This window comes from Arthrobacter sp. D3-18 (genome assembly GCF_054408525.1).
Genome location: NZ_CP096440.1, coordinates 1,499,124 through 1,525,201 on the forward strand (window position 1 = coordinate 1,499,124; position 26,078 = coordinate 1,525,201).

The 26,078-nt window shown below is 61.9% G+C and carries 27 protein-coding genes; 15 read left to right on the plus strand and 12 right to left on the minus strand.

Annotated features, from left to right (window positions below; translation table 11 throughout):
• Positions 1–23: 23 nt before the first annotated feature.
• From zapE to M1D89_RS09040, 4 genes are read right to left on the minus strand one after another with little or no spacing between them, the layout of a single operon-like run.
• Positions 24–1,172, minus strand: coding sequence for a cell division protein ZapE (zapE, locus tag M1D89_RS09025; RefSeq protein WP_498649909.1), 1,149 nt, complete (start codon positions 1,170–1,172; stop codon positions 24–26).
• Positions 1,169–2,164 (minus strand): magnesium/cobalt transporter CorA, encoded by a 996-nt coding sequence (gene corA / locus M1D89_RS09030; protein ID WP_498649911.1) that lies wholly within the window; start codon positions 2,162–2,164, stop codon positions 1,169–1,171. Before corA ends, zapE begins: the two co-directional genes overlap by 4 nt.
• A 10-nt stretch (positions 2,165–2,174) precedes the next feature.
• Complete coding sequence (locus M1D89_RS09035; protein ID WP_498649913.1) at positions 2,175–2,600, minus strand: DUF1761 domain-containing protein; 426 nt, start codon at positions 2,598–2,600, stop codon at positions 2,175–2,177.
• A gap of 19 nt (positions 2,601–2,619) precedes the next feature.
• Positions 2,620–3,162, minus strand: a complete 543-nt coding sequence (locus M1D89_RS09040; protein WP_498649915.1) for an Lrp/AsnC family transcriptional regulator — start codon at positions 3,160–3,162, stop codon at positions 2,620–2,622.
• A 147-nt stretch (positions 3,163–3,309) separates the two neighbouring features.
• Here M1D89_RS09040 and M1D89_RS09045 point away from each other — a divergent pair, with 147 nt between their 5' ends.
• Positions 3,310–4,545 carry an MFS transporter gene (locus tag M1D89_RS09045; protein ID WP_498649917.1) on the plus strand — a complete coding sequence of 412 codons (1,236 nt, stop codon included), beginning with the start codon at positions 3,310–3,312 and terminating at the stop codon, positions 4,543–4,545.
• Positions 4,546–4,574: 29 nt separating this feature from the next.
• On the opposite strand, the gene M1D89_RS09050 is transcribed toward M1D89_RS09045, so the two are convergent.
• From M1D89_RS09050 to M1D89_RS09060, 3 genes are read right to left on the minus strand one after another with little or no spacing between them, the layout of a single operon-like run.
• Positions 4,575–5,081: an Lrp/AsnC family transcriptional regulator gene (locus M1D89_RS09050; protein ID WP_011775479.1), complete on the minus strand. Its 507-nt coding sequence runs from the start codon at positions 5,079–5,081 to the stop codon at positions 4,575–4,577.
• 54 nt (positions 5,082–5,135) lie between these two features.
• The gene (locus M1D89_RS09055; RefSeq protein WP_498649921.1) at positions 5,136–5,777 is read right to left on the minus strand and encodes a TMEM175 family protein; all 642 of its coding nucleotides are present in this window, start codon (positions 5,775–5,777) and stop codon (positions 5,136–5,138) included.
• Positions 5,778–5,808: 31 nt separating this feature from the next.
• Positions 5,809–7,038 carry an MFS transporter gene (locus M1D89_RS09060; protein WP_498649923.1) on the minus strand — a complete coding sequence of 410 codons (1,230 nt, stop codon included), beginning with the start codon at positions 7,036–7,038 and terminating at the stop codon, positions 5,809–5,811.
• Positions 7,039–7,139: 101 nt separating this feature from the next.
• Between M1D89_RS09060 and M1D89_RS09065 the strand changes: the two genes are divergently transcribed.
• Positions 7,140–8,114, plus strand: coding sequence for a LysR family transcriptional regulator (locus tag M1D89_RS09065; RefSeq protein ID WP_498649925.1), 975 nt, complete (start codon positions 7,140–7,142; stop codon positions 8,112–8,114).
• Here M1D89_RS09065 and M1D89_RS09070 read toward each other — a convergent pair.
• On the minus strand, positions 8,089–9,120 hold the full coding sequence (locus M1D89_RS09070; protein WP_498649927.1) for an NAD(P)H-dependent flavin oxidoreductase: 1,032 nt from the start codon (positions 9,118–9,120) through the stop codon (positions 8,089–8,091). The two genes, M1D89_RS09065 and M1D89_RS09070, sit on opposite strands and share 26 nt — an antisense overlap.
• Positions 9,121–9,161: 41 nt before the next feature.
• Between M1D89_RS09070 and M1D89_RS09075 the strand changes: the two genes are divergently transcribed.
• Positions 9,162–10,097 (plus strand): N-acetylglucosamine kinase, encoded by a 936-nt coding sequence (locus M1D89_RS09075; RefSeq protein ID WP_498649929.1) that lies wholly within the window; start codon positions 9,162–9,164, stop codon positions 10,095–10,097.
• 14 nt (positions 10,098–10,111) lie between these two features.
• Here M1D89_RS09075 and M1D89_RS09080 read toward each other — a convergent pair whose 3' ends face one another.
• Complete coding sequence (locus M1D89_RS09080; protein ID WP_498649931.1) at positions 10,112–11,143, minus strand: pirin family protein; 1,032 nt, start codon at positions 11,141–11,143, stop codon at positions 10,112–10,114.
• A gap of 50 nt (positions 11,144–11,193) precedes the next feature.
• Between M1D89_RS09080 and M1D89_RS09085 the strand changes: the two genes are divergently transcribed.
• The 10 genes from M1D89_RS09085 to M1D89_RS09130 all read left to right on the plus strand — a co-directional run bounded on the left by M1D89_RS09085 (position 11,194) and on the right by M1D89_RS09130 (position 20,837).
• On the plus strand, positions 11,194–12,990 hold the full coding sequence (locus M1D89_RS09085) for a glycoside hydrolase family 35 protein (RefSeq protein WP_498649933.1): 1,797 nt from the start codon (positions 11,194–11,196) through the stop codon (positions 12,988–12,990).
• A gap of 29 nt (positions 12,991–13,019) precedes the next feature.
• Positions 13,020–13,472, plus strand: a complete 453-nt coding sequence (locus tag M1D89_RS09090) for an NUDIX hydrolase (RefSeq protein ID WP_498649935.1) — start codon at positions 13,020–13,022, stop codon at positions 13,470–13,472.
• Positions 13,473–13,516: 44 nt separating this feature from the next.
• The gene (locus tag M1D89_RS09095) at positions 13,517–13,678 is read left to right on the plus strand and encodes a hypothetical protein (protein WP_498649937.1); all 162 of its coding nucleotides are present in this window, start codon (positions 13,517–13,519) and stop codon (positions 13,676–13,678) included.
• 28 nt (positions 13,679–13,706) lie between these two features.
• Positions 13,707–14,906: a ribosome small subunit-dependent GTPase A gene (gene rsgA, locus M1D89_RS09100; protein WP_498649939.1), complete on the plus strand. Its 1,200-nt coding sequence runs from the start codon at positions 13,707–13,709 to the stop codon at positions 14,904–14,906.
• A 154-nt stretch (positions 14,907–15,060) separates the two neighbouring features.
• Positions 15,061–16,155 (plus strand): ABC transporter ATP-binding protein, encoded by a 1,095-nt coding sequence (locus M1D89_RS09105; protein ID WP_402934083.1) that lies wholly within the window; start codon positions 15,061–15,063, stop codon positions 16,153–16,155.
• Positions 16,155–16,895, plus strand: a complete 741-nt coding sequence (locus M1D89_RS09110) for an ABC transporter permease (protein ID WP_498649942.1) — start codon at positions 16,155–16,157, stop codon at positions 16,893–16,895. The genes M1D89_RS09105 and M1D89_RS09110 overlap by 1 nt, the downstream gene beginning before the upstream one ends.
• The gene (locus M1D89_RS09115) at positions 16,892–17,635 is read left to right on the plus strand and encodes an ABC transporter permease (protein WP_498649944.1); all 744 of its coding nucleotides are present in this window, start codon (positions 16,892–16,894) and stop codon (positions 17,633–17,635) included. Before M1D89_RS09110 ends, M1D89_RS09115 begins: the two co-directional genes overlap by 4 nt.
• On the plus strand, positions 17,632–18,588 hold the full coding sequence (locus M1D89_RS09120; RefSeq protein ID WP_498649945.1) for an ABC transporter substrate-binding protein: 957 nt from the start codon (positions 17,632–17,634) through the stop codon (positions 18,586–18,588). The genes M1D89_RS09115 and M1D89_RS09120 overlap by 4 nt, the downstream gene beginning before the upstream one ends.
• A gap of 120 nt (positions 18,589–18,708) precedes the next feature.
• Entirely contained in the window at positions 18,709–19,929 is a 1,221-nt protein-coding gene (locus M1D89_RS09125) for a pyridoxal phosphate-dependent aminotransferase (RefSeq protein WP_498649946.1), read from the plus strand.
• A gap of 53 nt (positions 19,930–19,982) precedes the next feature.
• The gene (locus M1D89_RS09130; protein ID WP_498649948.1) at positions 19,983–20,837 is read left to right on the plus strand and encodes a polyphosphate kinase 2 family protein; all 855 of its coding nucleotides are present in this window, start codon (positions 19,983–19,985) and stop codon (positions 20,835–20,837) included.
• Between the two features lie 82 nt (positions 20,838–20,919).
• On the opposite strand, the gene M1D89_RS09135 is transcribed toward M1D89_RS09130, so the two are convergent.
• Both M1D89_RS09135 and xseA read right to left on the minus strand, forming a co-directional pair.
• A complete protein-coding gene (locus M1D89_RS09135; protein ID WP_498649950.1) occupies positions 20,920–21,171 on the minus strand; it encodes an exodeoxyribonuclease VII small subunit in 252 nt (83 codons plus the stop codon).
• A gap of 40 nt (positions 21,172–21,211) precedes the next feature.
• A complete protein-coding gene (gene xseA / locus M1D89_RS09140; RefSeq protein WP_498649952.1) occupies positions 21,212–22,489 on the minus strand; it encodes an exodeoxyribonuclease VII large subunit in 1,278 nt (425 codons plus the stop codon).
• A 182-nt stretch (positions 22,490–22,671) separates the two neighbouring features.
• Between xseA and M1D89_RS09145 the strand changes: the two genes are divergently transcribed.
• Positions 22,672–23,535: a hypothetical protein gene (locus M1D89_RS09145; RefSeq protein ID WP_498649954.1), complete on the plus strand. Its 864-nt coding sequence runs from the start codon at positions 22,672–22,674 to the stop codon at positions 23,533–23,535.
• 50 nt (positions 23,536–23,585) lie between these two features.
• Positions 23,586–24,671 carry a 4-hydroxy-3-methylbut-2-enyl diphosphate reductase gene (locus tag M1D89_RS09150; RefSeq protein ID WP_024817476.1) on the plus strand — a complete coding sequence of 362 codons (1,086 nt, stop codon included), beginning with the start codon at positions 23,586–23,588 and terminating at the stop codon, positions 24,669–24,671.
• A gap of 90 nt (positions 24,672–24,761) precedes the next feature.
• On the opposite strand, the gene M1D89_RS09155 is transcribed toward M1D89_RS09150, so the two are convergent.
• Positions 24,762–26,036 carry a DNA recombination protein RmuC gene (locus M1D89_RS09155; RefSeq protein WP_498649956.1) on the minus strand — a complete coding sequence of 425 codons (1,275 nt, stop codon included), beginning with the start codon at positions 26,034–26,036 and terminating at the stop codon, positions 24,762–24,764.
• Positions 26,037–26,078: the final 42 nt, after the last annotated feature.

The window sequence follows — 26,078 nt, forward strand, 5'->3', positions numbered from 1 at the left end:
TACCTCAAGGGGCCGCTGGATGCTTAGCTTCCGGCGGCCTCTTCGCTTTCCATGATTTCGTCCGGACGGGAACGGCTCAACAAGGACAAACGGCTGGCGATGCGCGCAAGGTCAACCGGCAGGGCGGTGCCGCTTGGCTCAACGTCCCAGTCGAGAGGTCCATCGCCTACCAGGAACAGCGTGATGTCCTGGTCGTAAAGGACATCCACCACGTTGCTGAAGCGCTGCCATGCTGGCGCGGACGCAGCATCATCCGCCGGCGAGGGAACGTCGTCGATGACCCATGTCCTGAATGTTTCAGCCAAGGCGAGAAAGTCCGACGTCGAGGTCAATCCACCGCACAGTTCCTCAAATCCAACCCACAGGAGGTCCGGATCGGAGTTCTTGACCACGATCGGTTGGGTGGTGGGGGTCAAAACGCGGCTTCGCGAGGGCGCTGGCCGGAACAGGCCCAGACGACCCAGTTGTCGGGGTGTGCCAGGGGAAATAATGCGGCCTGAGCGGAACGCACCAATACCGGTACCGGGGTCGGTTCCAGCAACCGGATAGCGACGAAAATCCGAGGCGCCACTGATTTCCACGGTATCCATCATCTCCTTGATCGCCTCGATAGTGGGCAGGAAATGGTCATGCCATAGCGGATTAGGCAGCAAGTCGTCCGGGGCGTAGTTGGACGTCACCACAAGGGGAACCCGACGCTGCGCCGCGGTCCGGAGCAAGCGGGAAATGAACATGCCGTCGCCGATGTCGTGGACGTGGAACTCGTCAAAGAACAGCACCTCAACGCCGTCCAGCAGCGCGTCCACTGAGTGCTGGATTGCTGGTCCATTGCCGGACTCCAGGCCATACGTGCCGCTATGAAGCTTTCGAAAGAAATCGTGGAAGTGAACACGCCGTTTAGGCACCTCAAGACGTCCGTAGAAGCTGTCCATCAGCCACGTTTTGCCGCGGCCAACAGGTCCGTGGAGGTAAAGACTTCGAGGCGGCTTCCCGGGAAGCGCCCGACGGCGGCGGGTCATCTGGGCGCCAAAGGCGGCCAACCGCTCGGCCGCTTGCCGCTGGCTTGATTCGAGCTCAAAACCCGACCGTGCGGCGTCGTGCGCCATGCCCTCAGCCAGAGCCCTCATGACGTCCGGCGAAGTGCGCGGACCAGGCCTCAACGGCGGCGTCACAACCAGCCTTTGCGTTTGAAAATGACATACATGAGCAATGCGGCGCCGAACATGAGCCCAACTGCCAGAGGATAGCCGAAGTCCCAATGCAGCTCAGGCATATGGTCGAAGTTCATTCCGTAGACGCCCGCCACGAAGGATGGAGCGAAGAGGATAGCTGCCCAAGAGGAGATCTTCTTCACCTGCTCGTTTTGCGCGGCGCTGGCCTCGTTCTGGCGGTTGGCGGTCAGCGTTCCGTCAAGGGTGAGGGCGTTCTGAAGAAGGTCCCGGAATGAGTTGGCCCTGGAGATCACGCGTTGGACGTGGTCCTCGACGTCCCGGAGCGAGCGCTGCAGCTCGATGTCCACGCCGTACTTTTCGAAGCCCTTCTCCAGCAGCACCATCATGTCCGGAAGGGGATGAATGGCACGCTGGAACTGGATCACTTCGCGGGCGAGCTCATAGATACGGCGTGAAACGGCGCTGTCACCGCTGAAGAGCTGATCTTCAATTTCATCGATGTCATTTTCCAAGCCCGCAACTACCGGAGCGTAATCGTCCACCACTTGGTCCAGGAGGGCGTAAAGGACTGCCTCGGGGCCGTGGCGGAGGAGGTCAGGGCGCTCCTCAAGCCTCTTCCGCACACGGGCCACGCCACCGGTTTCGGCATGCCGGATGGTCACCACAAAGTTCGGTCCCGTGAAGACGTGGAGCTCGCCGAACTCCACCGTTTCGGTTTCGTCCAGGTAGCGGGCCGGCCGCAATACCGTGAACAGGTTGTGGTCGTAGCGCTCAAGTTTGGGTCGCTGGTGCGCAGAGACGGCGTCTTCCACGGCGAGTTCGTGGAGCCCGAACTCTTGGGCGACGGCGGCCATCTCCTCTTGCGTGGGACGGTACAGGCCAATCCAAGCCATGCCGCCATGCTCCGCCAACGTCTCAAAGGTCTGTTCGAGGGTGTGCGGGGTGGCAGTGCGGACGCCGTCCACATATACGGCGTTGTCGATAATGGTCACTGGTTGAACGCTACTGCATGGCTCCGATGATGGCGCCCGCGATGGTCATCGCCACGATGTCGTGACCGGAGTCTATGACGGTTACTGCCGTGGGGCGGCCTGCGAAGCCGTTATGGATGACATGGCCGCCGGCACGGAACACCAAGGCAAGGATCAGTGCGAAGAAACCACCGGCAAGGAAGGTGTTGAGGTCCAGGGCGCTGATAAGGATAGCGAGGAGAATGCTGGTCACGGCCGCTGCCACCATCATGGGAACCCAAATGCCTGCGCCGCCCTCAATATTTTTGAGGTCCTCTTCTGTTTTGCCGATTGCCTGCATCCACTTCCGACCAAGTACAGCCGGCATGTACCAGACGAAGCCGATCACCATGCTTGAAACGAAGGCCAGAAGTACGGCGAGCCAGTTGATCTGGGAGATGTGTGAGAGCCAATCCATGCCTAAAAGCCTAGTGCGTTCAAGCCTCTGAGCTTGCGCTCCGGCCTTCTTGCCTGGACCGTGTTGGTATTGCAGCCATTCTCCCGATGAGTGGCTCAGTGCGGTATGGGATATGGGTGTGCAGGGCAAGCACTGTTTCGGTCCTGATGACTCCCTTGGTACGAAGCACGGAGCGCAAAGCCGACTGCAGGTTGTGTGTATCCGTTGCCACCACACGGCACCACAGATCGCCGCGGCCGGAGATTTCATGGACCTCCAATACTTGGGGGATCAGGCGCAAGGCGCCGATGACGCCGTCGAGTTCCCGGTGGGTCACTTCGATCGTGACGAAGGCGACGACGTCGTACCCCACCTTTTCAAGGTCAACTTCCCGCCCAGCGGCCTGCAGCACACCGGAACGAAGAAGGCGTTTGACCCTGCTTTGGGCAGTATTGCGCGCTATGCCCAATTCATCGCTTAACTCGGCGATCTGGACGCGTGGGTCCTTGATCAGTTCCAGAAGGATCTTCAGGTCCAAGGGGTCAAGGGTGTTCAAACGGTCACTCCAGCTCACTTCGCTCATACTACTTTGACTGTTTTGCTCAATTCTTGCATTCTGATAGTCCTCAAAGATCAGTGCTACTGCATTCTATTGCCATCACTACATAGCTGGGGTGCGATTCTCACAAGGAAAAGAACAGTCCGGCCACCGAGTCCGAAGGCATGGAAAATGACTGTCTTGAGCGAACTCCGTATGCGTCCGGCTACCGCCGAACGCTGGGGATGGGATGCCTCCACCACTGCCAGGTTGGTCCTGGCCGGGGTTGTAATTTTTACGCTGCTGGTCGGCGCCAACCTGGCCACGCCTTTGTACCCCTTGCTGCAAGCCAGGATCGGCATGTCTTCGCTGGGAGTGACGGTTGCCTTCTCCAGCTACGTCCTCGCACTCGTAGCGGTTCTCATGGTGGCCGGCCATTGGTCGGACCACATCGGGCGGAGGGCAGCGCTGGTGCTCGCTGTCCTCGTCGGCTTGGTGGGAGGCATCATCTTCGCGAATGCGGACACTCTCCTCACGTTGTCCCTGGGCCGGGTCCTGCAAAGCGTGGCGGTTGGACTCGCAACGGGAGCCAGTTCAGCTGCACTGCGCGAACTGCTGCCCCAGCGGCCCGACTGGGCGTCCCGCTTTACGCTGCTTTCCTCTGCCGGCGGCGTGGCCGCAGGCCCTGCAATCGGTGGTCTCTTATCGCTCCTGCCCGACCCCACACGCACTCCGTACTACGTGCACTCCGCGGTATTGATGGCTGCCCTCGTTCCTTTGTGGCTGCTGAAGGCCAGGCCGGCCATTGCGCCGGCGGAAGGGCCGAAGCCACTCAAGGTCCTTGCCCCACGGAAGCCGTCCATTTCCCATGATGCCCGCGGAGCATTCTGGATGGCTGCGACTACCGGGTTCCTGAGCTTCGCGGTGTTCGGCTTCTGCCTGTCCTTGGCGCCCGGGTATTTCGCCAGTGTTGTCCACGCCTATTCCATGCCGCTGATCGGACTGCTTGCCGGCGTCACTTTGGGCGCTTCAGCCCTGAGCCAACTGCTGGGTACCCGCGGACGCTTCGTTGTCCCCGTGGCACTCGCCGTGCTGGGAGTCTCGGTTGTTCTGGTGGGAGCCGCCGCGGCGTGGTCCAGCCCTTGGCTGCTGGTGGCTGCCAGCATCAGCGCTGGAGTGGGACAAGGGATTGCCTTCCGGCAGGTGTTCAACGAGGTGGCCGGGAAAGTGGAAGCCGCCCGCCACGCCCAAGTCATCAGCACCGTCTACGTCATCACGTATCTGGGGAGTGCTGTTCCGGTGATTGGGCTGGGACTGGCTGTCTCGGCGCTCGGCCTGCAGGCCGCCGTCGTGGGTTTCACTGCTTTGTGCGGCTTGGCTGCCTTGACGCTTGCGGCTGTGTCATTTCGCAGCGCGTTGCGTTCCTGATCAGTTGCGTTGCTCCTGATCAGCTGCGTCTATTCGGGCAGCGGTCCGCGGTTGCCGGGAATGTGCTGGAACACCATAGTGGTTTCCGTGTGACCTACCACGGGATCGGTGGCGAGGTTGTCCAGGAGCCAGTTGCGGAGGTCGTCAGTATTGGCGACGGCAATGTGCAGCAGGTAGTCCACTGAACCGGTGGTGTGGAAAGTGGAAATGACGGCCGGGAGTTTGGGGACCCGCGCCGTGAAGCGGTCAATCTGGTCACGGTCATGGGCGCGGAGACGAACAGCAATGAGGGCCTGAACGGAACGGCCGATAGCCGGCAGGCTCAAGACCGCTTCGAATCCTTCAATGATTCCGCGTTCGGAGAGCGCCCTGGTGCGCATCAGGGCAGTGGAGGGGGCGATTCCTACAAGTTCGGCCAACTGCTTGTTGGAGATCCGTGCGTCGTCCACCAACGCGGCGAGGATTCGTTCGTCGATCGCGTCGAGCGGCTCTGCGCTGCCCGTGCTTGACCGAACATTCTTCGTGGGGTTGCTCACGGATCCTCCTGAAATTGCCTTTTGTCCATCCTAATCCGTGAATTCTTCAGGTGACTATCGTTCGGCGGGGCGACTGCGCTTCCGTCGCCGATCCAGCCGTTGGAGAGGCTCACTGAGCAGCATTACCAGCAGCGGCCAGTTCCCTGCGCCCGGAATGATCATCGCCAGAACGAGCGCCAACAGGAAAAGGCCGGAAGCGATGCCACTGGCTCGAATCCCTGACACCGCATCAGCGTCATCCATGGTGTGGAGATCCGGGTGGGACCGCAAATAGGCGCGGGCCAGAAGGAGCATGAGGCTGGTGGCGAAGAGGGTTCCGATGTAGATGAGGGGCTGCGCCCAGTCAGGCTGCATCTGGGTGGACAGTGATGTGGCCACGGGCATCACCACAATGGTGAACATCCATGCCACCGTCAGCCACAACAAGCCCGAGTCCACGCGCTTGACGCTGCGGAACAGCTTGTGGTGGTGCACCCAAAAAACTGCAATCAGGATAAAGCTCAGGACAAAGCCGAGCAGGGCGTACTGTTCTTCCGCCAACCACTCAGCCGTGGTGCCGTCGTGGTCCGCCAGTTCACCCACACTCTCCATGAGGGGCAAGATCAACAACGTCAAAGCAATCGCCACCACGGCATCCGTAAACGCCTGTAAACGCTCCGGCGACGACAGCTCCCGGCTTTTCGTGACCTGTGTCATGCCTCCGATTGTAGGGGCAGCCAGGCTGAAATCAGGGGGAACTTAGCCGCGGGCGGTGCACTATCAAGGTGACTGCCGCCGTCGTACATGACAGTGCGATGACGCTCAACGCCAAAGCCGGCCACCCCAACGCCTGAAAGGCAAGCCCGCCGGCCCAACCGATGACGCTGGAACCCAGGTAGTAGGACAGGTTGTACAGGGACGCTGCCTGCGCTCGGCCCGTGGTGGCGATAGCTCCCGTCCACCCTGAACCAACGCTATGGGCGGCGAAGAAGCCGCCAGTGAAGATCACCAGACCGGCAAGGGTGGCTACGAGGTTCTCCACCAACGTCATTGCCAAACCTGCCGACATGATGGCGATCCCTGCCACCAGGACGTTCCGCCGGCCGAACCTGGTGGTCATCCCCGCGGCCCATCGTGAGCTGATGGTCCCGGATAGGTACGCAAGGAAAATAAGGCTGACTACGGTGGCGGGAAGTCCAAAAGGTTCGGCATGCAGTCGGAATCCGAGGTAGTTGTAAACGGCAACAAAGCCACCCATGAGCAGGAAAGCCTGCAAGTACAGCGACAGCAGCTTTGGATCGCTCGAGTGCCGGCCGAGGGTTCGGAGGGCTCCGCGAAAGCCCAGTGGCGGGGCCGGGCTGAACCGGCGTTGCTTCGGAACAAGGACCAGGAACAAGACGGCTGAAACTGTGGCCAGTAGGGAAACAGCCAGAGCCGCGGCGCGCCACCCCCAAAGTTCTCCAACAGGTCCGGCCACCAAACGCCCGGCCAAACCACCCAAGGTGGTTCCGGCAACGTAGGTTCCAGCAGCAAGGGCCGTATGGATCTTGGTTACTTCCTCATTGAGGTAGGCGATGGCAATCGCGGGGATTCCGCCCAGAGCCATGCCCTCCAAGGTTCGGAGCCCCAACAGCAAGGGCACGGTGGGTGCCAGAGGCACCAGCAACCCCAACACGGTGGCGACGGCGATGCCGATGGCCATGGCGCGGACACGGCCAATTCTGTCGGCCACAAAGGACCACGGCAGCACAGTGATTGCCAAGCCCACAGTGGCTAGGGAAATGCTCAAGGCCGCTTCGGCCGCCGTGATCCGGAGGTCCGCGGCCATGAGTGGAAGTACGGCCTGTGTGGAGTACAACTGCGCGAAGGTCGCAACCCCGGCAAGCGCCAAAGCGGCCAGGACGCGACTATAGCCGCGGGAACCTTTGACGTGTCCGTCCCAGGAGTCGGTGCTGGGCTTGGAAGTTGCTTTGCTCACCGAGCCAGATTAGGGCTGAGCAAACTTCATGTTCCAATGCATAGGTCCCTTACGATTGATGCAGTAGTGCATGAATTGGATCTTGCCAATAATGGAGCCATATGGAGCCCGATCACCAGCAACTCGTCCAACTGCTCCCTCTGCTGCCTGTCTTGGCGGAACTTGGCCGCACGGAACACATGACCGAAACGGCCGAGATCCTCGGCGTTCCACAGTCGACAGTGAGTAGGGCCGTGGCACGGGCCAGCGCCATAGTGGGGATGGACCTGCTGATCCGCGAGGGTCGCGGCATTCGCCTGACACCGGCGGCGAGGACGCTGCTGCCCTACATCGAAGCAGCGCTGGAGGATTTCCAAGCCGGGCTGGACAGGGTGCGGCACGAATCGGACGTTGTGAGGGGCAGGATCGGGGTTTCGTTTCAACACACCTTCGGTGAAGCCACCCTCCCGCTGCTCATCAGCGCCTTCCGCGCCCACCACCCGCACACAGTGTTCGAACTTTGGCAGGGTCCCCGCGACGATTGCCTGAAGCAGTTGGCTCATGGGGACATGGATTTCGCGTTGACGGCACCCATCGCGCCGGAGGGGCGGGGCATTCATGCTCTGCCGTTGTACCGCGAGCCATTGCGCGCAGTGCTGCACTACCGGCACCCCCTGGCCGGAAGGTCCAGCGTCCGCCTCTCCGAACTCCGGCACGAACCGTACATCACCCTCCCGGAGGGTGTGGGTCTTCGGGCGTTGGGCGAAGCGCTCCTGCGCGAAGCCGGATTCCGGCCGAGGATCGCTTTTGAAGTCCAGGAGTCCACCTCTGCCCGTGGACTGGTCTCGGCCGGGCTCGGCTTTAGCATCCTCCCGCCAGCAGGACCCGGTTCAGGGACAGGCCAATTCCTTCCCGAGGCCGAACTTGGGCTCGTTGAAGTGGCTATCGAATCGGACCTGGCGTTCCGGCAGATCGGTATCGCCTGGAGGGAGCGGAGTTTCGAACCGGACGCGATCAGGTTGTTCCGGGAACTGGTGGTCACCGAGGGCGGGGACTTGCTCGCCGAACTCGTCAGAGCCCGTTCAGGAACTCCCTGACCACATCCTTCGCGGATCCTTCCCTGGCCTGCTGCCAGCCCGTCCCTGCCCACAGGTTGAGGCGGTGGGGATCACCTGCCGCGGATGATGCAGCCCGGACGGGGCTGGTGAGGTGGTGGATGGCCGGATAACCCTCCGGCGCGTCCTGATGGTCACGGACGAATTCATTGACCAGCGAACGTGCCCAGCGCCCCGTGAATGCCCGGGTCATTGCTGTCTCCGTGAAGGCAGGGTCACCGAAGGCGTCCTTGTGCGGCTTCCGTGCGCCGCTCTCTTCAGTGCGAACCAAGGCGGTACCCACCTGCGCGGCAATTGCGCCCGCCGCCAGCACTTCGCGCAGCGTGGCGTTATTCATGATGGCCCCGGCAGCGACGAGTGGAAGTCCGACGGCGGCACGCACCTGGGCCACCAGCTCCGCCGTCGTACGGGGTGCTTGCCCGCGCCGGCCAGGCAGGAAGGCTGCCGTGTGTCCGCCCGCGGAGCTGTGCTGCACTGCGATGGCATCGGGGCCCTCCTCTGCAGCCGCAAGGGCTTCGTCCACACTGGTAACACTGGAAATGACCCGGCTGCCTGCTTTCTGCAGGGCCTTGACCACCGGCTTTCCCGGGAGGCCGAAAGCGAAACTCACAAACTCCACGGGGTCGGCCAGCAGGGCATCGATCTTGTCCTGCCAGGCGTCGTCGTCATCGAGCCGGAGGGGAGGTAGCGTCACGCCGTAACGGGCCGCCTCGGGTTCCAGTTCCGCCCGGTACGCCTCAAGGTCCGCCCGTGCTTCAGGACCGGGCGGGAGCTGGCCTGGGTCCGGTACGAACACGTTCATGCCAAACGGAATATTAAGTTCCCGCGTGGCGGCAATTTCAGCCGCCATGGCTTCGGGGCTCTTGTAGCCGGCAGCAATGAAACCCAGTCCACCGCCCTCATGAACTGCTTTCACCAACTCCGGCGTGGACGTTCCCCCGGCCATGGGAGCTGCAACAAACGGTGTACCAAACAGGGATTCAGGCATGTGCGGTTTCTCCTCCGGACGCTCCAAGCTAGTCTTTCACGGTGAACAATCCTGACTCTGCCCAGCATTCCCACGCCGCCCCGGAAGCCGTGAGCGGCACCGTCATTGGGCTCGACATCGGCGGCACGAAAACCCGCGGCGTGCGGTTCCTCAACGGATCGCCGGTCCGGGATGAGAGCGCAGGCAGCTCCAATGTCCAAAACGTTAGCCGGGAAGTAGCCGCAGCGAACCTCGCTGAGTTGTTCGGGAAAATCGGTGGTGGCCACATTGACCAGGTATATGCCGGTGCAGGGGGGATCGATACGGACGAAGACGCCCAGGCGCTCGCCGACCTCATCGCACCGCACGCCCCAGGTGCGCGTATCACCGTTGTTCACGATTCGCGCCTGTTGCTGGCGGCCGGGGGAGCGAGCACGGGCGTCGCGGTCATTGCCGGGACAGGCTCGGCCGCATGGGGAAAGAACGACGCGGGCGAGGAAGCCCGGGCGGGCGGCTGGGGCTATCTCCTGGGCGACGAAGGAAGCGGGTACTGGCTGGGGCGCGAGGCAGTCCGGCACAGCCTGCGCCGGATGAACCAAGGCCTGGAGCCTGATCAGCTCAGCCGTGCACTGTTGGATTCCGTTGGCGTTGAGGAACCCGGCAAGTTGATCGCGCTGTTCCACTCCCCGGACACCGGCCGCCGCTACTGGGCGCAGCAGGCCCGGCTGGTAGTGGAAGCCGCCGACGCCGGTGACGAAACGAGTCAGGCACTAGTGGAGCAAGCGGGCCGTGACTTGGCTGAACTCGCCGAACAGGCCGTCCGCCAACTGGGCATTGACGGTCCGGTGATCCTGGGCAGCGGACTAGGCATGAATGTCCCGCGGCTCCAGGAAGCGTTCAAGGCCAAGCTGGCCCGAAACGGCATTACTGATGTGCGCATTCTTCAGCAGGACCCCGTGTTCGGCGTCCCGCGACTCGTAGCGGAGCAGCGGGACTAACCGTACAAAAAAACTTAGCCGCGGGTTCGTGGCCGCAGTTTAACGCCCGGCAGCGGCGGGGCGGGAATGCGGCCAGCCTCCGGTCCTGCATCAGGACCATGCCCGGGGACGAAGCCGAAGCGTGAGCTGGCGGCAGCGTCGTCGTCGAGCAATCCTTCGGCTTCCCACTCCTCACGGGCCTTTTCCACTTCCTCATGCGTCCTGCCCACGAAGTTCCACCACATGAGCAGGTCTTCGCCGAACGGTTCGCCGCCGAGGAGCATGAAGCGGGTGTCCGGTTGCGCTTGGACGGCAAGGCTGGACCTGCCGGCCCCCAAGTAGGCCAGAGGGCCAGCCTCGATGTCCTGGCCATCGATCACGACGTGGCCATCCAGGACCAGTACGGCGTGCTCGAAGTCGGGCCGCAGCGGCAGTTCAAGGGACCCGGTACCGGTGATATCGGCTCCGACAATCGGGCTGAACATCGTGGCGGGGGAGCGCTGCCCAGCGAATTCGCCCACCATCACGGTGGCCGTAAAGCCTTCGCCCACCGCCACCGGCAGGTCCCTCACCTGTTCAAATGACGGCGCACGGTGCCGATGCTCCTCCGGAAGGGCAACCCATAGCTGGAGTCCTCGGGACATCGGAATTTCTGCCACCAGCGGACTGGACCCTTTTTCGGTAGTGGCCGGAAGGACGGAGAACTCTGAATGGGAGATGCCATGGCCAGCGGTCATGATGTTCAACTCGCCTGGCCGGACCACTACATCGCTGCCCACGCTGTCGCGGTGCCGCACGGCACCTTCCATGGGCCAGGTGACCGTTTGAAGTCCGCAATGGGGGTGGGGGAGTACGCTCATGGCCACCCGGTCGGGCCCGAAGCTGTCCAGGAAACACCAGGCGCCCACAGTTGGCAGTCCCCGCTGGGGCAAGGTCCTCATGACGTTCATGGCGCGCACGCCTCCCAGCGGAACCTCGCGCTCGGGCCACAGCTGAACGCAGGGACCTTGACCTTCCGGCGCCGCGGGGCAGACTTCCTGTGCGGGGGAAGTATCTAGATTGGTCATGTGATCATCGCCTGTGCATAAATGTTGGAAATTGAGCTAATCTGTTCCACGTGAACAACGCCCTCCTGAGCTACCACGACGCCGTCCTTTACCGTTCGGGTGAACCGTATCGCATCCTCGCCGGGGCCATCCACTACTTCCGTGTCCACCCGGACCTGTGGCAGGACCGGCTGCGTCGACTTAAGGCGATGGGCGCTAACACGGTGGACACGTACGTCGCTTGGAACTTCCACCAGCCTAAGCGCGAGGAGGCGCCGGACTTCAGTGGTTGGCGGGATTTGGGCCGCTTCATTGACCTCGCGGCTGAGGAGGGGCTGGACGTCATTGTTCGCCCTGGCCCGTATATCTGTGCAGAGTGGGACAACGGCGGCTTCCCTGCCTGGCTGACAGGCATTCCCGGTATCGGTCTGCGCTGCATGGACCCGGTGTTCACAGCTGAGATCGAGGAGTGGTTCGATCACCTGGTCCCGATCATCGCCTCACGGCAGGCATCCGCGGGCGGTCCGGTGGTGGCCGTTCAGATTGAAAACGAATACGGCAGCTACGGCGATGATCACGAGTACATCCGCTGGAACCGACGCGTCCTGGAAGAGCGCGGCATCACCGAGCTCCTGTTCACGGCCGACGGCGGCACGGACTATTTCCTCGACGGCGGATCCATCGAGGGAACATGGGCGACGGCAACGCTGGGCAGCCGGGGCGACGAAGCAGTAGCTACATGGCAGCGACGCCGGCCCGGCGAGCCGTTCTTCAACGTTGAGTTCTGGGGCGGCTGGTTCGACCACTGGGGCGAACACCATCACCGCCGGGACGCTAAAGACGCCGTGTTGGAAGCACGCAAGATGCTCGATCTTGGTGGCTCACTCTGCGTCTACATGGCCCACGGCGGAACTAACTTCGGCCTCACTTCCGGCAGCAATCACGATGGCACCATGCTGCAGCCGACGGTTACCAGCTACGACTCAGACGCGCCCATCGCCGAGAACGGTGCCCTGACGCCCAAATTCCATGCCTTCCGCAAGGAGTTCTACCGGGCCCAGGGCATTGAGGATCTGCCCGAACTCCCTGTGGAGTTGCTAGCTGAGGCACCGGTACTTCCGGCGCAGTCCCTGCCTTTGACCGCGGGTCCGGACCTGCTTGAGCTTGTGCGGAATGCCGGCAAACCTGTCAGCAGCGTCAGGCCGCTCAGCTTCGAGCAGCTGGGAGTCGACGCCGGCATGGTCCTCTACACCGCCGAAGCCATCCTTCCCGGCCGTCCCGGTGCTCCCTCGGAGAGCCGAGTAAAGATCACCGGCCTCAATGACCGTGCCTACGTGTGGGTGGATGGCACCTTTGCTGGTGTCCTGGACGACGTCAACGGCTCCGAGGGTTTGCCCGTCAGTGGCACAGGCACCCCCGCCAAGCTTGAGATTCTGGTCGAGAACCTCGGCCGCATCAACTACGGACCCCTGACGGGCCACGGGAAGGGAATTCTGGGCGGCGTGCTCGTCAACCAGCGCTACACCTTCCACTGGACGCAGACACCTGTTGCCCTCGCCGACTGGACGCAGGAAGACCTCGAGGGGTTGGCAGGCGTTGACTTCGAGGTGGGGCAACCGGCCGACACTTACATTGCCTTGCCCGACTCAGAGAAGGGCTTCGTCTGGCTCAATGGCTTCCTCGTGGGCAGGTACTGGGAGAAAGGTCCACAGGTGACGCTGTACGCACCCGCTCCTTTGCTTAAAACCGGCCGAAACAGCATCAAGGTGCTGGAACTGGGGAACCCAGGGACCGTCGTCGAACTTCGCGAAGCGCCTGACCTGGGTCCCGTAGAAGCGGGTCCGATCGCGGCGGCCCACCTTCCATAGAGTCCGGCCCGAGCATTTATGCTGACTCCATGACGCTGCAGTTCGATACCCGCCCAGCCGCTTACGCCGTGATAGTCCAGGAGGACAAGATCCTGCTGGCGTATTGGAAGCAGGACGGCAAGGAAGGATGGACGCTACCGGGCGGAGGCCTGGATCTGGCGGAACATCCGGTGGACGGCTGCAGGCGTGAAGTTTTCGAGGAAACCGGATATGAAGCGCGCATTGACCGCATGCTGGGTATCGACGTCGGCCATTGGCCTGCTGATGTCCGCCCCGACGGTTCGGTCAAGGATTTTCAGGCCCTCCGACTGGTCTACGAGGCAACGGTGGTGGGCGGAGAACTGACCCATGAGGTGGATGGGAGCACCACACACGCCGCGTGGATCCCCCTGAAGGACATCGGGAAACTCAACCGGGTGTCGTTGGTGGACACGGCACTGCGCCTGCACCGGGAGCGCCCGGCGGACGGAAAGCTGAGCTAAGCCAACCGGAAGTTTGGGCCATAAGGCCTAGCCAAAAGTGCCCGATGTTGACTACGCTGAACATCGTTGCCGGTTCCATTGAAGCCGGTCTGGATGCCGAGGAGGTGGATTTGATGGTTGCCACGATCTTGCGCGCCCCGCACTCAGTTGCGGCGCGCCGTCATCAGCCCACCATTCCTGTCCCGGCATCAGCCTGCCCGAACTAGGCGGCCGGGCCTCCTCAGAGGCATTACATTGAACACTTACGCTTCAAGCGACCCTTCTTTTAGTTCCACCAAGCAGCTTCCCACTCACCAATTTCACGCCACTCACCAATTTCACGGACCAGTGCAGTACGGCTTCACCGACAAAACCGCAGAGCTTTTCCGCGCCCACGGCGCCCCCGGGAACCAAGAAGCAGCCACCCCCGGCCGTGTAGTGCGGTTAGACCGGAACCGGGTGCTGGTCGCATCCGCCGAAAGTCTCCTGCATTTGCCCTATCCCACCCATGGTCTTGTTCCGGCCACCGGGGACTGGGTATGGCTCGGCCACAACAACGCCGGTGAGCCTGCCGTCGTCGAGGTCCTTCCTCGGCATTCCGCGCTGAGCCGTAAGCGGGCCTTTGAAGCCTCGTCCGAGGAACAGATACTGGGCAGCAACATCGACATTGTTGCAGTGGTGGTCCCCGTGGACCGTCCGCTGACCCATAACCGACTCGAACGGACGTTGGTGGCTGCCTGGGATTCCGGTGCCACACCGCTTGTGGTTATCACCAAAGCCGACCTCGCACACCTTGCCGACGAGGTCGTGGGAGAGGTCATCGTTCAGGCCGCAGGCGTTGACGTAGTTACCACCTCCGCGGAGCAGGGCGATGGCCTCGACGAATTGATGCAGCGCATTCCTGAAGGCGCCACCTTGGTTCTGCTGGGTCCTTCCGGTGCCGGGAAATCGACGCTTATCAACGCCCTTGCGGGGCGTGAGCTCCAGCAGACAGGCGAGGTCCGGGCCGGCGACGGCAAGGGCAAACACACCACCACCTCGCGCGAGTTGGTGCCTCTGGCCGGTGGCGCAGTGCTGATGGATACGCCGGGAGTCCGCGGGTTCGGGCTCTTCGATGCGGACGAGGGAATGGACGAAATGTTTGGCGATCTGGAGGAACTCTTCTCCCGGTGCCGCTTCACGGACTGCGCTCACCAAGCTGAACCAGGATGCGCAGTCCAAGAGGCGCTCGCGGAGGAAATCCTTGATCCCCGGCGCTGGGCCAGCTACCTGAAGCTGCAACGCGAACTGGCGGCCTTGGCCAGGAAACATGACGCGGCGGCCCGTCGTGCCTACCAGCGCGAATGGCACCAAAAGGTGATGTCAGCGGACCGAGGCCAGCGTGCAGCAGAACGATACAAGCACGATCAGGCCGAGGAACGGGCCGGGAAGGGCGGCAAGCGACGTAAACGCTGAACATTGCCGATTCATTACGGAACTCGTGGCGGCGCTGACATCGTCGGTGGTGCTGGCTACGCTGGGTGAAGATTGCTTTGCAGCCAAGTAATAAGAGTGCATATGATCATCTGGCTCTACCGATGTTCTCTACCACAGATAGGTAAGCCCGGGTATGGCCGAAGCCATGATTGAGTTCAAGAGCGTCACCAAGAAATACCAGGGCGGGCAACCGGCGGTGGATGCCCTCACCATGTCCATCGACAAGGGCGCCATAACCGTGTTTGTTGGCCCTTCGGGCTGCGGTAAAACGACTTCCCTGCGCATGATCAACCGGATGGTGGAGCCCACCAGTGGAACCATCACTGTTGCAGGGGAAGATGTCTCGCAAGTTCCCGCGGCCAAGCTCCGCCGTTCCATGGGCTACGTCATGCAGTCTTCGGGCCTTCTTCCGCACCGTTCTGTTCTGGACAACATCGCCACCGTTCCACGGCTCAACGGCGTACCCAAGGCAGCGGCGCGGAAGCGCGCTGCGGAACTGCTCGACGTCGTCGGGCTGGCTTCCGTCCTCGGCAAGCGGTACCCGTCACAACTCTCGGGTGGTCAGCAGCAGCGCGTCGGAGTTGCCCGGGCGCTCGCTGCTGACCCGCCGGTCCTGCTGATGGACGAACCCTTCAGCGCAGTGGATCCGGTGGTCCGTGACGAACTGCAGCAGGAACTTTTGCGTCTGCAGCGGGAACTGGCCAAGACCATTGTGTTTGTTACGCACGACATCGATGAAGCCACTGTTCTTGGCGACAAAGTGGCTGTCTTCGCCGTCGGGGGCAAACTTGCGCAGTACGCGGCTCCGGAAGAGATCCTTCGGGCGCCTGCGAATGACTTCGTCGCCTCCTTCGTGGGACGCGACCGAGGCTTCCGCCACCTTGCCTTCAACGCCGCTGACGCTGTGACCTTGCACCCTGTCACCATGGTGAGTCCTTCCGACGGCCACCATGCGGGCCGCCAATCGGGGGAGTGGGCGCTGGTTGTCGACGACGATTCGAGGCCACTCGGGTGGTCTTCACCGCGGGATGGTGCCGGGTTGATCCCGGGAGGTTCGCTGTTCCGCAAGGGAGATACGCTGCGCCGCGCGCTGGATGCGGCGTTGTCGTCGCCGTCGGGCCTTGGCGTTGCGGTGGACGACGACGGCCGGGTGGCAGGAGTCCTGAAGGCGCCGGAAGTCCTTGCACTTATCGAAGAAGTCCGCCACCACAGGGAGGATGCCACCTGATGGAGTGGTTCCTTGCCAACAGTGGCATGGTCCTGGGGCTGGCCGGTCAGCACATGGTGCTCGCCATCATTCCCATGATCCTTGGCCTGCTGATTTCGGTCCCTTTGGCCCAGCTGGCCAGGCGCAACAGCACGCTCAGGTCAGTGGTGGCAACAGCTACCTCCTTGCTGTACACCATTCCCTCACTGGCCCTGTTCATCATTCTTCCCACCATCCTTGGCACGCGGATCCTGGATCCGCTGAACGTGGTGGTGGCCCTGACCATCTATGCAGTGGCACTGCTGGTCCGTGCCGCGATGGACGCTTTCGATTCCGTGGATGACGACCTTCGAAATGCTGCCGTTGCCATGGGTTTCAAACCCCTGGCCCGCTTCTTCCAAGTGGACCTTCCGTTGTCATTGCCTGTGCTCTTCGCAGGACTTCGAGTTGTGTCAGTCAGCAATATCTCCCTGGTGAGCGTTGCTGCCCTCCTGGGAGTAGGCAACCTTGGCGTCCTGTTTACTGACGGCCTGCAGCGTACGTTCATTACTGAAGTTGTGGTGGGCATCATCGCGATTCTGGTGCTGGCCCTGCTGATGGACGCAGTTCTGGTGGTCCTGGAGCGGCTCCTGACGCCATGGACCCGTGCGGCCGGTGGAAAGTCGTCGCGCCCGGACGCCAACACACTTCTCACCGAGCCCAAGGCCGGACCCGCAACGCCGCACGCGGCACTCCGCCCGGACCCCGGGGCATCGGCATGAACATCTTTGCTGAAACCATCGCCTGGCTGACGAACCCCAAGAACTGGACCGGAAGCGGTGGAATCCCCACCCGTTTGCTGGAGCACCTGCAGTACAGCGCACTGGTGCTCCTCATCGCCGCCGCCATTGCGGTGCCAATTGGTCTCTACATCGGGCACACCGGGCGCGGCCGCGTTGTCGCAGTCGCTGTCGCCGGAGCATTACGCGCCCTTCCGACACTCGGTTTGCTGGTCCTCTTCGCGTTGCTCGCCGGTAGTGGCTTGATGCCTCCCGTGTGGGCGCTGGTCATCCTTACGGTGCCGCCGCTGCTGGCCGGGACCTATGCCGGTATTTCCAGCGTTGATGCCACCGTTGTGGACGCTGCCCGGGCCATGGGCATGAGCGAACTTCAGATCCTCTTCCGGGTGGAAGTGCCCAACGGACTGCAGGTGATGTTCGGCGGCATCCGCACCGCGGTTCTGCAGGTCATCGCAACAGTCTCAGTGGTTGCCTATCTTCCCTTGGGTGGGCTTGGCCGATACTTGTTCGACGGCCTGGTTCTGCAGGATTTCCCCAGGATGCTCGGCGGCTCCCTGCTCATCGCGGGGTTGGCCATCGTAGTGGACCTGATCCTGGCCGGCCTGCAGAGGCTTGTCATCTCGCCCGGCCTGACCCTCGACTCAAGCGGCCGCCAGAAGGCAGCCGACGATCTCACAGCCGCGGTTCCTGCCGGGGCTGCCGTTCAAGGAGGTACACCATGAAAAACCCCGTCCCCATGACCCTTACGCGCCGTGGTCTCGGCGGCCTCGCCGCTGGACTGGGTGTGGCCCTCGCGTTGAGCGCTTGCGGCGGCAGCCCCTTGGCCACGCCTTCCACCGCGGCACCCAGCGGTTCCGCCGCGGGAGGTTCGCTGGTGGTTGGTTCGGCAGACTTCCCCGAGAGCCAGGTCATCGCAGAGATTTATGTTGGCGCCCTCAACGCAGCTGGTCTCACTGCCACGTCCAAGCCGAACATCGGCTCGCGCGAGATCTACTTCAAGGCCGTCCAGGACGGTTCCGTGGACCTCGTCCCGGATTACTCCGGCAATCTTCTCTCCTACGTGGACACGGAGGCCGCTGAGGTCTCTGCCGAGGACGTCTACAAAGCGCTCCCGGGCAAGCTTCCGGAAGGCCTGGCGGTCCTGGAGCCGGCGAAAGCCGAGTCGAAGGACGCCATGGTGGTCACCAAGGCCACGGCCGAGAAGTACCAGTTGAAGTCCATCGAGGACCTGGCCAAGGTCTGCAAGGACTTCACCATGGCTGCACCAGCCACGTTTGAAACCCGCGCCTACGGCTTCCCGGGGCTGAAGGCCAACTATGGTTGCGAGCTCAAGGGCCTGCAGCCCTTCAACGACGGCGGTGGCAACCTGACCCTCCAGGCTCTCTTGGAGGACAAGGTTCAGGTGGCGGACATCTACACCACCACGCCGTCCATCGCAGATAACGACCTCGTCGTCCTGGAAGATCCGAAGAACAACTTCAAGGCACAGCAGGTCCTGCCGTTGGTCAAGGAAGCCAAGATGACCGACAAGGCCAAGGAAGCGCTCAACAACGTCTCCAAGATCCTCACCACCGACGACCTGATCAACCTGAACCGCGCAGTCAGCGGCGACCAGAAGCAGTCACCCAAGGATGCCGCAGCCGCATGGCTGAAGGACAAGGGCATCGTCAAGTAATACCTGAACAAAACCGCGCACGACGGCGGTGACGGACCCGCGCGGGACCGTCACCGCCGTCGTTGTATGTGTGAGTCAAGTCTCAGCTGAACTCCATCACCCGTGTGGCATATTTGAGGGATGGCGAATTTCAAGCAGTCCACCAAGCTTCATAATGTCCTCTACGACATCCGTGGACCGATTCTTCAGGCCGCCCAGCAAATGGAAGCGGAGGGTCACCGGATCCTCAAACTGAACATCGGAAACCCGGCCCCTTTTGGTTTTGAAGCGCCTGACGCCATCTTGGTGGACATGATCCGCCACCTGCCCAACGCTCAGGGCTACAGTGATTCCCGTGGCATTTTCTCGGCCAGGACCGCCGTCTCGCAGTACTACCAGACGCGCGGCATCCAAAACATCCACGTTGACGACATCTACCTCGGCAACGGTGTCAGCGAGCTCATCACCATGTCCCTCATGGCACTCCTGGACGACGGTGACGAAGTGCTGATTCCCACGCCGGACTACCCGCTGTGGACGGCTTCCGTGGCGCTTGCCAGTGGCCGTCCCGTGCACTACCTCTGTGATGAGGAGTCCGGATGGCAGCCCGATCTTGAGGACATGGAATCCAAGATCACGCCGCGGACCAAGGGCATTGTGGTGATCAACCCCAATAACCCCACCGGTGCCGTCTACCCGGAGGAGACGCTCAAGAAGATCGTTGCGTTGGCAGAGAAGCATGGACTGGTTCTCTTCGCTGACGAGATCTACGAGAAAATCCTCTACGAAGATGCAGTTCACGTTAACCTCGCCGGGCTTACTGGTGATGACGTCCTGTGCCTGACGTTCAGTGGCCTGTCCAAGGCCTACCGCGTCTGCGGCTACCGCGCGGGCTGGATGGCGATTTCCGGGCCAAAGAAGGATGCCGCTGATTACCTTGAGGGCATCAACCTGCTGGCCAACATGCGCTTGTGTGCCAACGTGCCTGCACAGCACGCCATCCAAACCGCGCTCGGCGGCTACCAGAGCATCAACGATCTCATCCTTCCCGGTGGCCGGCTCCTGGAGCAGCGCAACAAGGCCTACGACCTCCTGAACGCCATCCCCGGCGTCAGCACCCAGCAGGCCCGGGGTGCCCTTTATCTGTTCCCGAAGCTGGACCCAGAGGTCTACCACATCAGGGACGACGAGAAGTTTGTCCTGGATCTGTTGAAAGAACAGAAAATCCTGGTGTCCCATGGGCGTGCGTTCAACTGGGTTCGTCCGGATCACTTCCGAATGGTTACCTTGCCCAACGTCAAGGACATCGAAGAAGCCATTGGTCGCATGGCGGACTTCCTGTCGAGGTACCCGGGCAACTAGCCTGAGGTCCATAGCCGCGCCACGGGGGCGCGGCCGGGCAGAAAGGCATGCCAATGGCTGCTGCAGTTGAGTTCGCCAAAAGTCCGGCCGAAGTACTGAGGGTGGGGTCGGGGTTTTCGCTGGCTGGCGTGGATCCCGAATCCACCCCGGGCTACACCGGTGTGAAAGCTGATGGCAAGGCGCTGCTGGCCGCCCAGGATGATCGACTTGCGGAACTGCAGGAAAAGCTCTTTGCCGAAGGGAAGTTCGGTAGCCATAAGCGGCTCCTGCTCATTCTTCAGGCCATGGATACTGCAGGCAAAGGCGGCATTGTCAGCCACGTTGTGGGAGCCATGGACCCGCAAGGTGTGCAGCTGACTGCTTTCAAGGCGCCGACGGACGAAGAAAAATCGCACGACTTCCTCTGGCGGATCGAAAAACAAGCCCCTGCCGCCGGAATGGTGGGTGTTTTTGATCGTTCACAGTATGAGGACGTCTTGATCCATCGCGTCCATGGCTGGGCTGACGCTGGCGAACTAGAGCGCCGGTACGCAGCGATCAACGACTTCGAGTCACGCCTGCACGAGCAGGGAACCACCATCGTCAAGGTGATGCTGAACATCAGCAAGGATGAGCAGAAAAAGCGTCTTATCGCCCGCTTGGACGATCCCAGTAAGCACTGGAAATACAGTCGTGGCGACCTCGCGGAACGTGCGTACTGGGATGACTACATGGACGCGTACAGCATTGCGTTCGAGAAAACGTCAACCGACATCGCACCTTGGCACGTGGTGCCCGCCAACAAGAAGTGGTACGCGCGCATCGCCGTCCAGCAACTGCTGTTGGATGCCCTGGGTGGTTTGCAATTGGATTGGCCCAAGGCTGACTTTGATGTCGCCGCTGAGCGTGCGCTCGTGGTGGAGTCCTAGGTTCTCCGATTCCGGCCGCCGGCTTGCTGCTGGCGTTGCTGGCTGTTGTGGGGGCTTTTGATGTCGTTAATTGTTGCGGGCGTTAGTTGTTGCCGGCCGGGGCTCCGCCGTCGCTGCTTGCATCACGGGCCGTGGCCAGACGCTTGCGTGCGCCCTCAAGCCAGTCCTCGCAGCGTTTGGCCAGTGCCTCGCCACGCTCCCAAAGCGCCAGCGATTCTTCCAAGCTGGCTCCGCCTGCCTCCAAGCGTCCTACGACGGCCACGAGTTGTTCGCGGGCTTCCTCATAGCTCAAGCTGTCCAGGGAATCCGGTGCCGTTGGATTGTTCTCAGTCATGGTGTCCTTTGATGTGGTGGTGACGGTGGTTTCAGCAGTCTTAGTGTTCGACGATTTGTCCGTGGCCGGCTGAGACAGCCCTGAAACGGCCCTCAGCTACGCGGATGCTTAGCGGCGTCCCGTCTGGTGCTTCCTCTGGGCTGCTCACCACGTGGTGCCCCGCCTGGTCCTCGCCGAGGAGCTGGACAACGGCATAACCGCGGTCCAGTGTTTTTTGTGGTGACAGGGCACGGACCTGCGCACGCAAGTGGTGGACTTGGTCCAACGCCCTGAGGACCGCGGTGCTGACCGCTGAATGGGTCCTGCGCTGCAAGCGGTGGATGTCTTCAGAGCGGGCGTCCACCATTGAAGCAGGAGTGGCCAATACGGGCCGGGATCTCAGCGCATGAAGCCGATCAGTCTCCCGGTCCACCATGCGGCTGATACTTCGGTGGAGATGGTCCCGGGCCTGCCGAACCATGGCCAATTCTTCGGCCACGTCCGGAACTATGCGCTTGGCCGCGTCAGTAGGCGTTGACGCACGTAGGTCCGCCACATCGTCCAGGATCGGACGGTCGGCTTCATGGCCGATCGCACTAACAATTGGGGTGGTCGCAGCAGACACGGCCCGAATGAGGTCTTCGCTGCTGAACGGTAAGAGATCCTCCAGCGCGCCGCCACCACGGGCGAGGACAATGACATCCACGTGCGGGTCGGCATCCAGTTTCTTGAGGGCCGCGATGATCTGCGAAACCGCGGTGTTGCCTTGGACAGCTACCTCGCGAACGTCAAACTCAACCGCTGGCCAGCGCAAGGCAGCATTGCGCATGACGTCCTTCTTGGCGTCGGAATCCCGACCGGTGATGAGGCCAATGCGGTGGGGGAGAAGTGGGAGCTTGCGCTTCCGGGAATCTGCGAACAGGCCCTCCGCTGCCAATGCTTGGCGCAGCCGTTCAATCCTTGCCAGCAGGTCGCCGAGCCCTACCGGACGAATGTCCTTAACCGACATGTTCAGGCGCCCGGTCTTGACCCAGAAGTCCGCCTTGACCAAGGCAACCACCCGGGAACCCCGTTCCAGGGGTATCTTCTGGCGGTCAAGCACCGTTGACCAGACCGATGCCGGTAGTGAAATTTCTGCGTCCACATCACGCAGTGTCAGAAAAGCATTACCACCCCGGCGGTTCAGTTCAATGACCTGACCCTCGATCCATGCAGCCGGGGCCCGCTCTATGTGTGCCTTGAGCTTGCGGGACAGCAATTGGAGGGGCCAGGGGTTGTCCGGGCTGGTTTCGGCGGCAGTCCCCGGCAGCGTGGATTCCGGTGTAGCTTCAGCGGACATGGGGAGTCCATGCCTTGTTCGGTCGCCGTGTTTGTTCCTGCATGGTCATAGTCCTCGCTCAGGGGTGCGGCTGTGGTTGCCAACCGGCCTTCCAACTCTATCCATAGCTTGGGCGACGCCTCGGACATTTTTTCTGCCATGTGGACAGACCTAGGATGGTGCCATAGCCCCCGAACCTGAGGATGACCTTGCGTACTTTTGTTTCAGCATTGGGAGTGATCCTCGCCTTACTTCTCACAGCTGTGGCCGTTCCAACGGCGTGGGTCGACCAGAACATCGTCAAAGAAGAGGGCTTCGTACGCATAGCAGGTGCATTGGGCAACGATCCGGAATTCCAAAACCGCCTGGCCACGGCCGCTGTTGGGACCTTCGAGTCCTCCGTGGATCTACCAGGACCTATTCAGTCCTTGGCGGCCGATGCACTCCGCAGCGCTGCATCGGGCATGCAGTCGTGGAGTGACTACCCTCAAGCGTGGGAAGAGACAGTACGCAACAGCCACAGGTTGAACTTCGGTGCAGCGAACCAAACTGAGGAGGCCGGCACCAGTACTGCCCTGGTCCTTGATATCAGTCCCTTGGTTCGGCTCATCCGTGATCACTTCGCCGAGGCTACCCGGATTCGGATTGATGTTCCTGCGGAAAGTTTAGTGTCCCTGGGGGAGCCCTCCCACCGCCAGCTGGTGGAGCGGGTGGCGGCATTCGCACCCCTGTGGTGGGTAGCCGCACTCGGTGCCCTGATATCCGTGCTATTGGCGCTTGTCGCCGCACGTCGGCGGTCCTTGGTATTGGTCTTCCTCGGACTGGGCGGCTTGGCACTCGCTGCTCTCTGGACGGCCGGCGCGGACATCGCCGGGGGAGTGGTTGGCAATCTGTCCAGCGCAAATGGCGTGGCTGAGCTGTTCAAGCAGGAGTTCCTCTCGGCAGCCAAGACAGGCTTCGGCGAATGGATCCTGATCGCAGCGGTGTCGTCCGGGGGAGTCTTTGTGGCCGGCGTCATAGCTTCCGTTGTGTCAGGGCGACGAGGGTCACGTTTGGCCCGCAGCTAAAGTCTGGCCCGGGAGCGTGGAGGCAAAGTCCGGCCCGGTAGCATGGAGGAATGACCAGCACAGCAGTTTCCATTCCTATGCCCACGGTGCCCCGCAGACGCCGTTCCCCGGAAGAGGTTCAGGCAGCGGCACCCGTCACGGGTCCCAAGAAGGTCCTGTTGGCGGCTCCGCGAGGTTATTGCGCCGGCGTGGACCGGGCTGTCATTGCTGTGGAGAAGGCCTTGGAGCACTACGGCCCTCCCGTTTATGTGCGCAAGCAGATCGTCCACAATGTGCATGTGGTCAGTTCCCTGGAGGAGCAAGGGGCAATCTTCGTCGAGGAAACCGACGAAGTGCCCGAAGGTGCACTGGTGATCTTCTCGGCACACGGAGTCTCTCCTGCCGTGGTCCAATCGGCTGAGGACCGTGGATTGCGCACCATCGACGCAACGTGCCCCCTGGTGACGAAGGTCCACAAGGAAGCTGTGCGTTTCGCCAAGGAAGACTACGACATCCTGCTCATCGGCCACGAAGGCCATGAGGAAGTCGAAGGAACTGCCGGTGAAGCCCCGGAGCATATCCAAATCATCAACGGACCCCACGAGGTAGACAAGGTCACCGTCCGTGATCCGGAGAAGACCATTTGGCTTTCGCAGACCACGCTCAGCGTGGACGAAACCATGGAAACTGTTCGGCTTCTCAAGGACCGGTTCCCCACGCTGCAGGATCCGCCCAGCGACGACATTTGCTACGCCACCACCAACCGTCAGGTGGCTATCAAGAAGATCGCCCCGCAGGCTGACCTCGTGATCGTTGTGGGTTCGGCCAACTCGTCCAATTCCGTGCGATTGGTTGAGGTAGCCCTCGAATATGGTGCCAAGAGCTCGTACCGAGTGGACTTCGCCAATGAAGTGGACGAGTCCTGGTTCGAGGGCGTTGCCACCGTGGGCGTGACCTCCGGCGCTTCTGTCCCTGAAGTGCTCGTCAAAGATGTTCTGCGGCTTCTGGCTGACTACGGCTACGGCGAGGTCCAGGAAGTGGTGACAGCAGAGGAAGACCTGCTTTTTTCGCTTCCAAAGGAACTGCGGGCCACCTTGAAGAAGGCCGGCGACGTGACACGTGCCCTTGGCGGCCGTGGAAACCGTCAGACCTCCTAGCTCTTTCTCCTTACAAAACTGGCCCGTCATGGTCGCCTTCCTACGGGAAAGCTTCCACGACGGGCCAGTTTCGTTAGGAGGGGTTACGTCCTAAGCGGCTGACTCCTGGTCTTCGCTGTCCTCATGGTCGCTGGTCGAGGCATGGTGCCCGAGGGTGTCGACGGCCAGCAGTTCCGGGGCTGCCAAGGCGCGGGGGACAGCCTCCACAGACATGGGAGCGGCAAGACCCGCATCGTCCATGGTGTTGAGCTTGCGCGCGGTCGGGAGTACCCGAGCCTCCAGCGTGCCCACCATGGCGTTGTAGCGATCCACGGATGTCTTCAGTGAGCTTCCCAACTTGCCGACGTTCTCGCCAAGTGTGCCCATGCGCTCGTACAGTTGCTTGGCGAGCTCGAACAGCTCGTGGGCGCTGTCCGTTAGGACGTCCTGTCGCCAGGTGAAGGCAACCGACTTGAGGACCGCCAGCAAAGTCCCGGGCGACGCGAGAACCACGTTCCTGGACAATGCGTGTTCCAGCAGGGCGGGATCAGCCTCAAGGGCTGACGCCAGAATGGATTCCGCCGGAAGGAAACAGATCACCAGCTCAGGCGAGTTCCCCGGAATGTCCCAGTATTTTTTGGCCGCCAAAGCGTCGATGTGGGCCTTGAGCGCCTTTGCATGCTGTGCCAGCAGGGTCTTGGAGTCTTGGTTGACGGTAGGTCCCACCGACTCGCCGAATGAGCCGTCTCCGTGGAGTTGTTCCTGCGCGGCGAGGTAGGAAGCCAGCGGTACCTTGGCATCCACCACCAGTTGCTTTCCACCGGGAAGCTGGACCACCAGGTCCGGCCGCAGGGTGTTGTCACTACGTCCGGAATGAACCTGCTCATGGAAATCCACGTGCCGGAGCATCCCGGAGGCCTCCACCACCCTGCGCAGCTGAACCTCGCCCCACTGGCCGCGGGCGCTATTGGAACGGAGAGCTGAGGCCAAAGCATGGGTTGACCGCAAGAGCTGTTCGTCGGACGAACGCGCGTCCTGAAGTTGCTGGGCGAGTTGCCCGTACTGCTCCACCCTGTCCCGTTCGAGGAGCGAAACCTGTTGCTGGACTGCCGTCAGCTTTTCCGCCACGGGAGCGAGCGCACGCAGGACGCTGCCGTCAGAATTCCTTGCTGCGTTCAGCTCACGGTTCTGTGTAAACAAGAGCCGCCGTTCGGCGTCGGCCGCTGCCAGCTGTGCCGTCACCTCCGAAAGCCGTGACGAAACGGCGTCGAAGTCTTCTTCCAGGCCAGCGCCCCGGCGTCGGAAGACAACATAGCCGGCCGCGAGGCCAACCGCAGCGCCAATCAGCAGCATGAGCAGGGCCAATACCAATCCAAATCCATCCATGTGGCAACCCTGTCACAGGGGTACGACAGTTTTAGCGAGGTT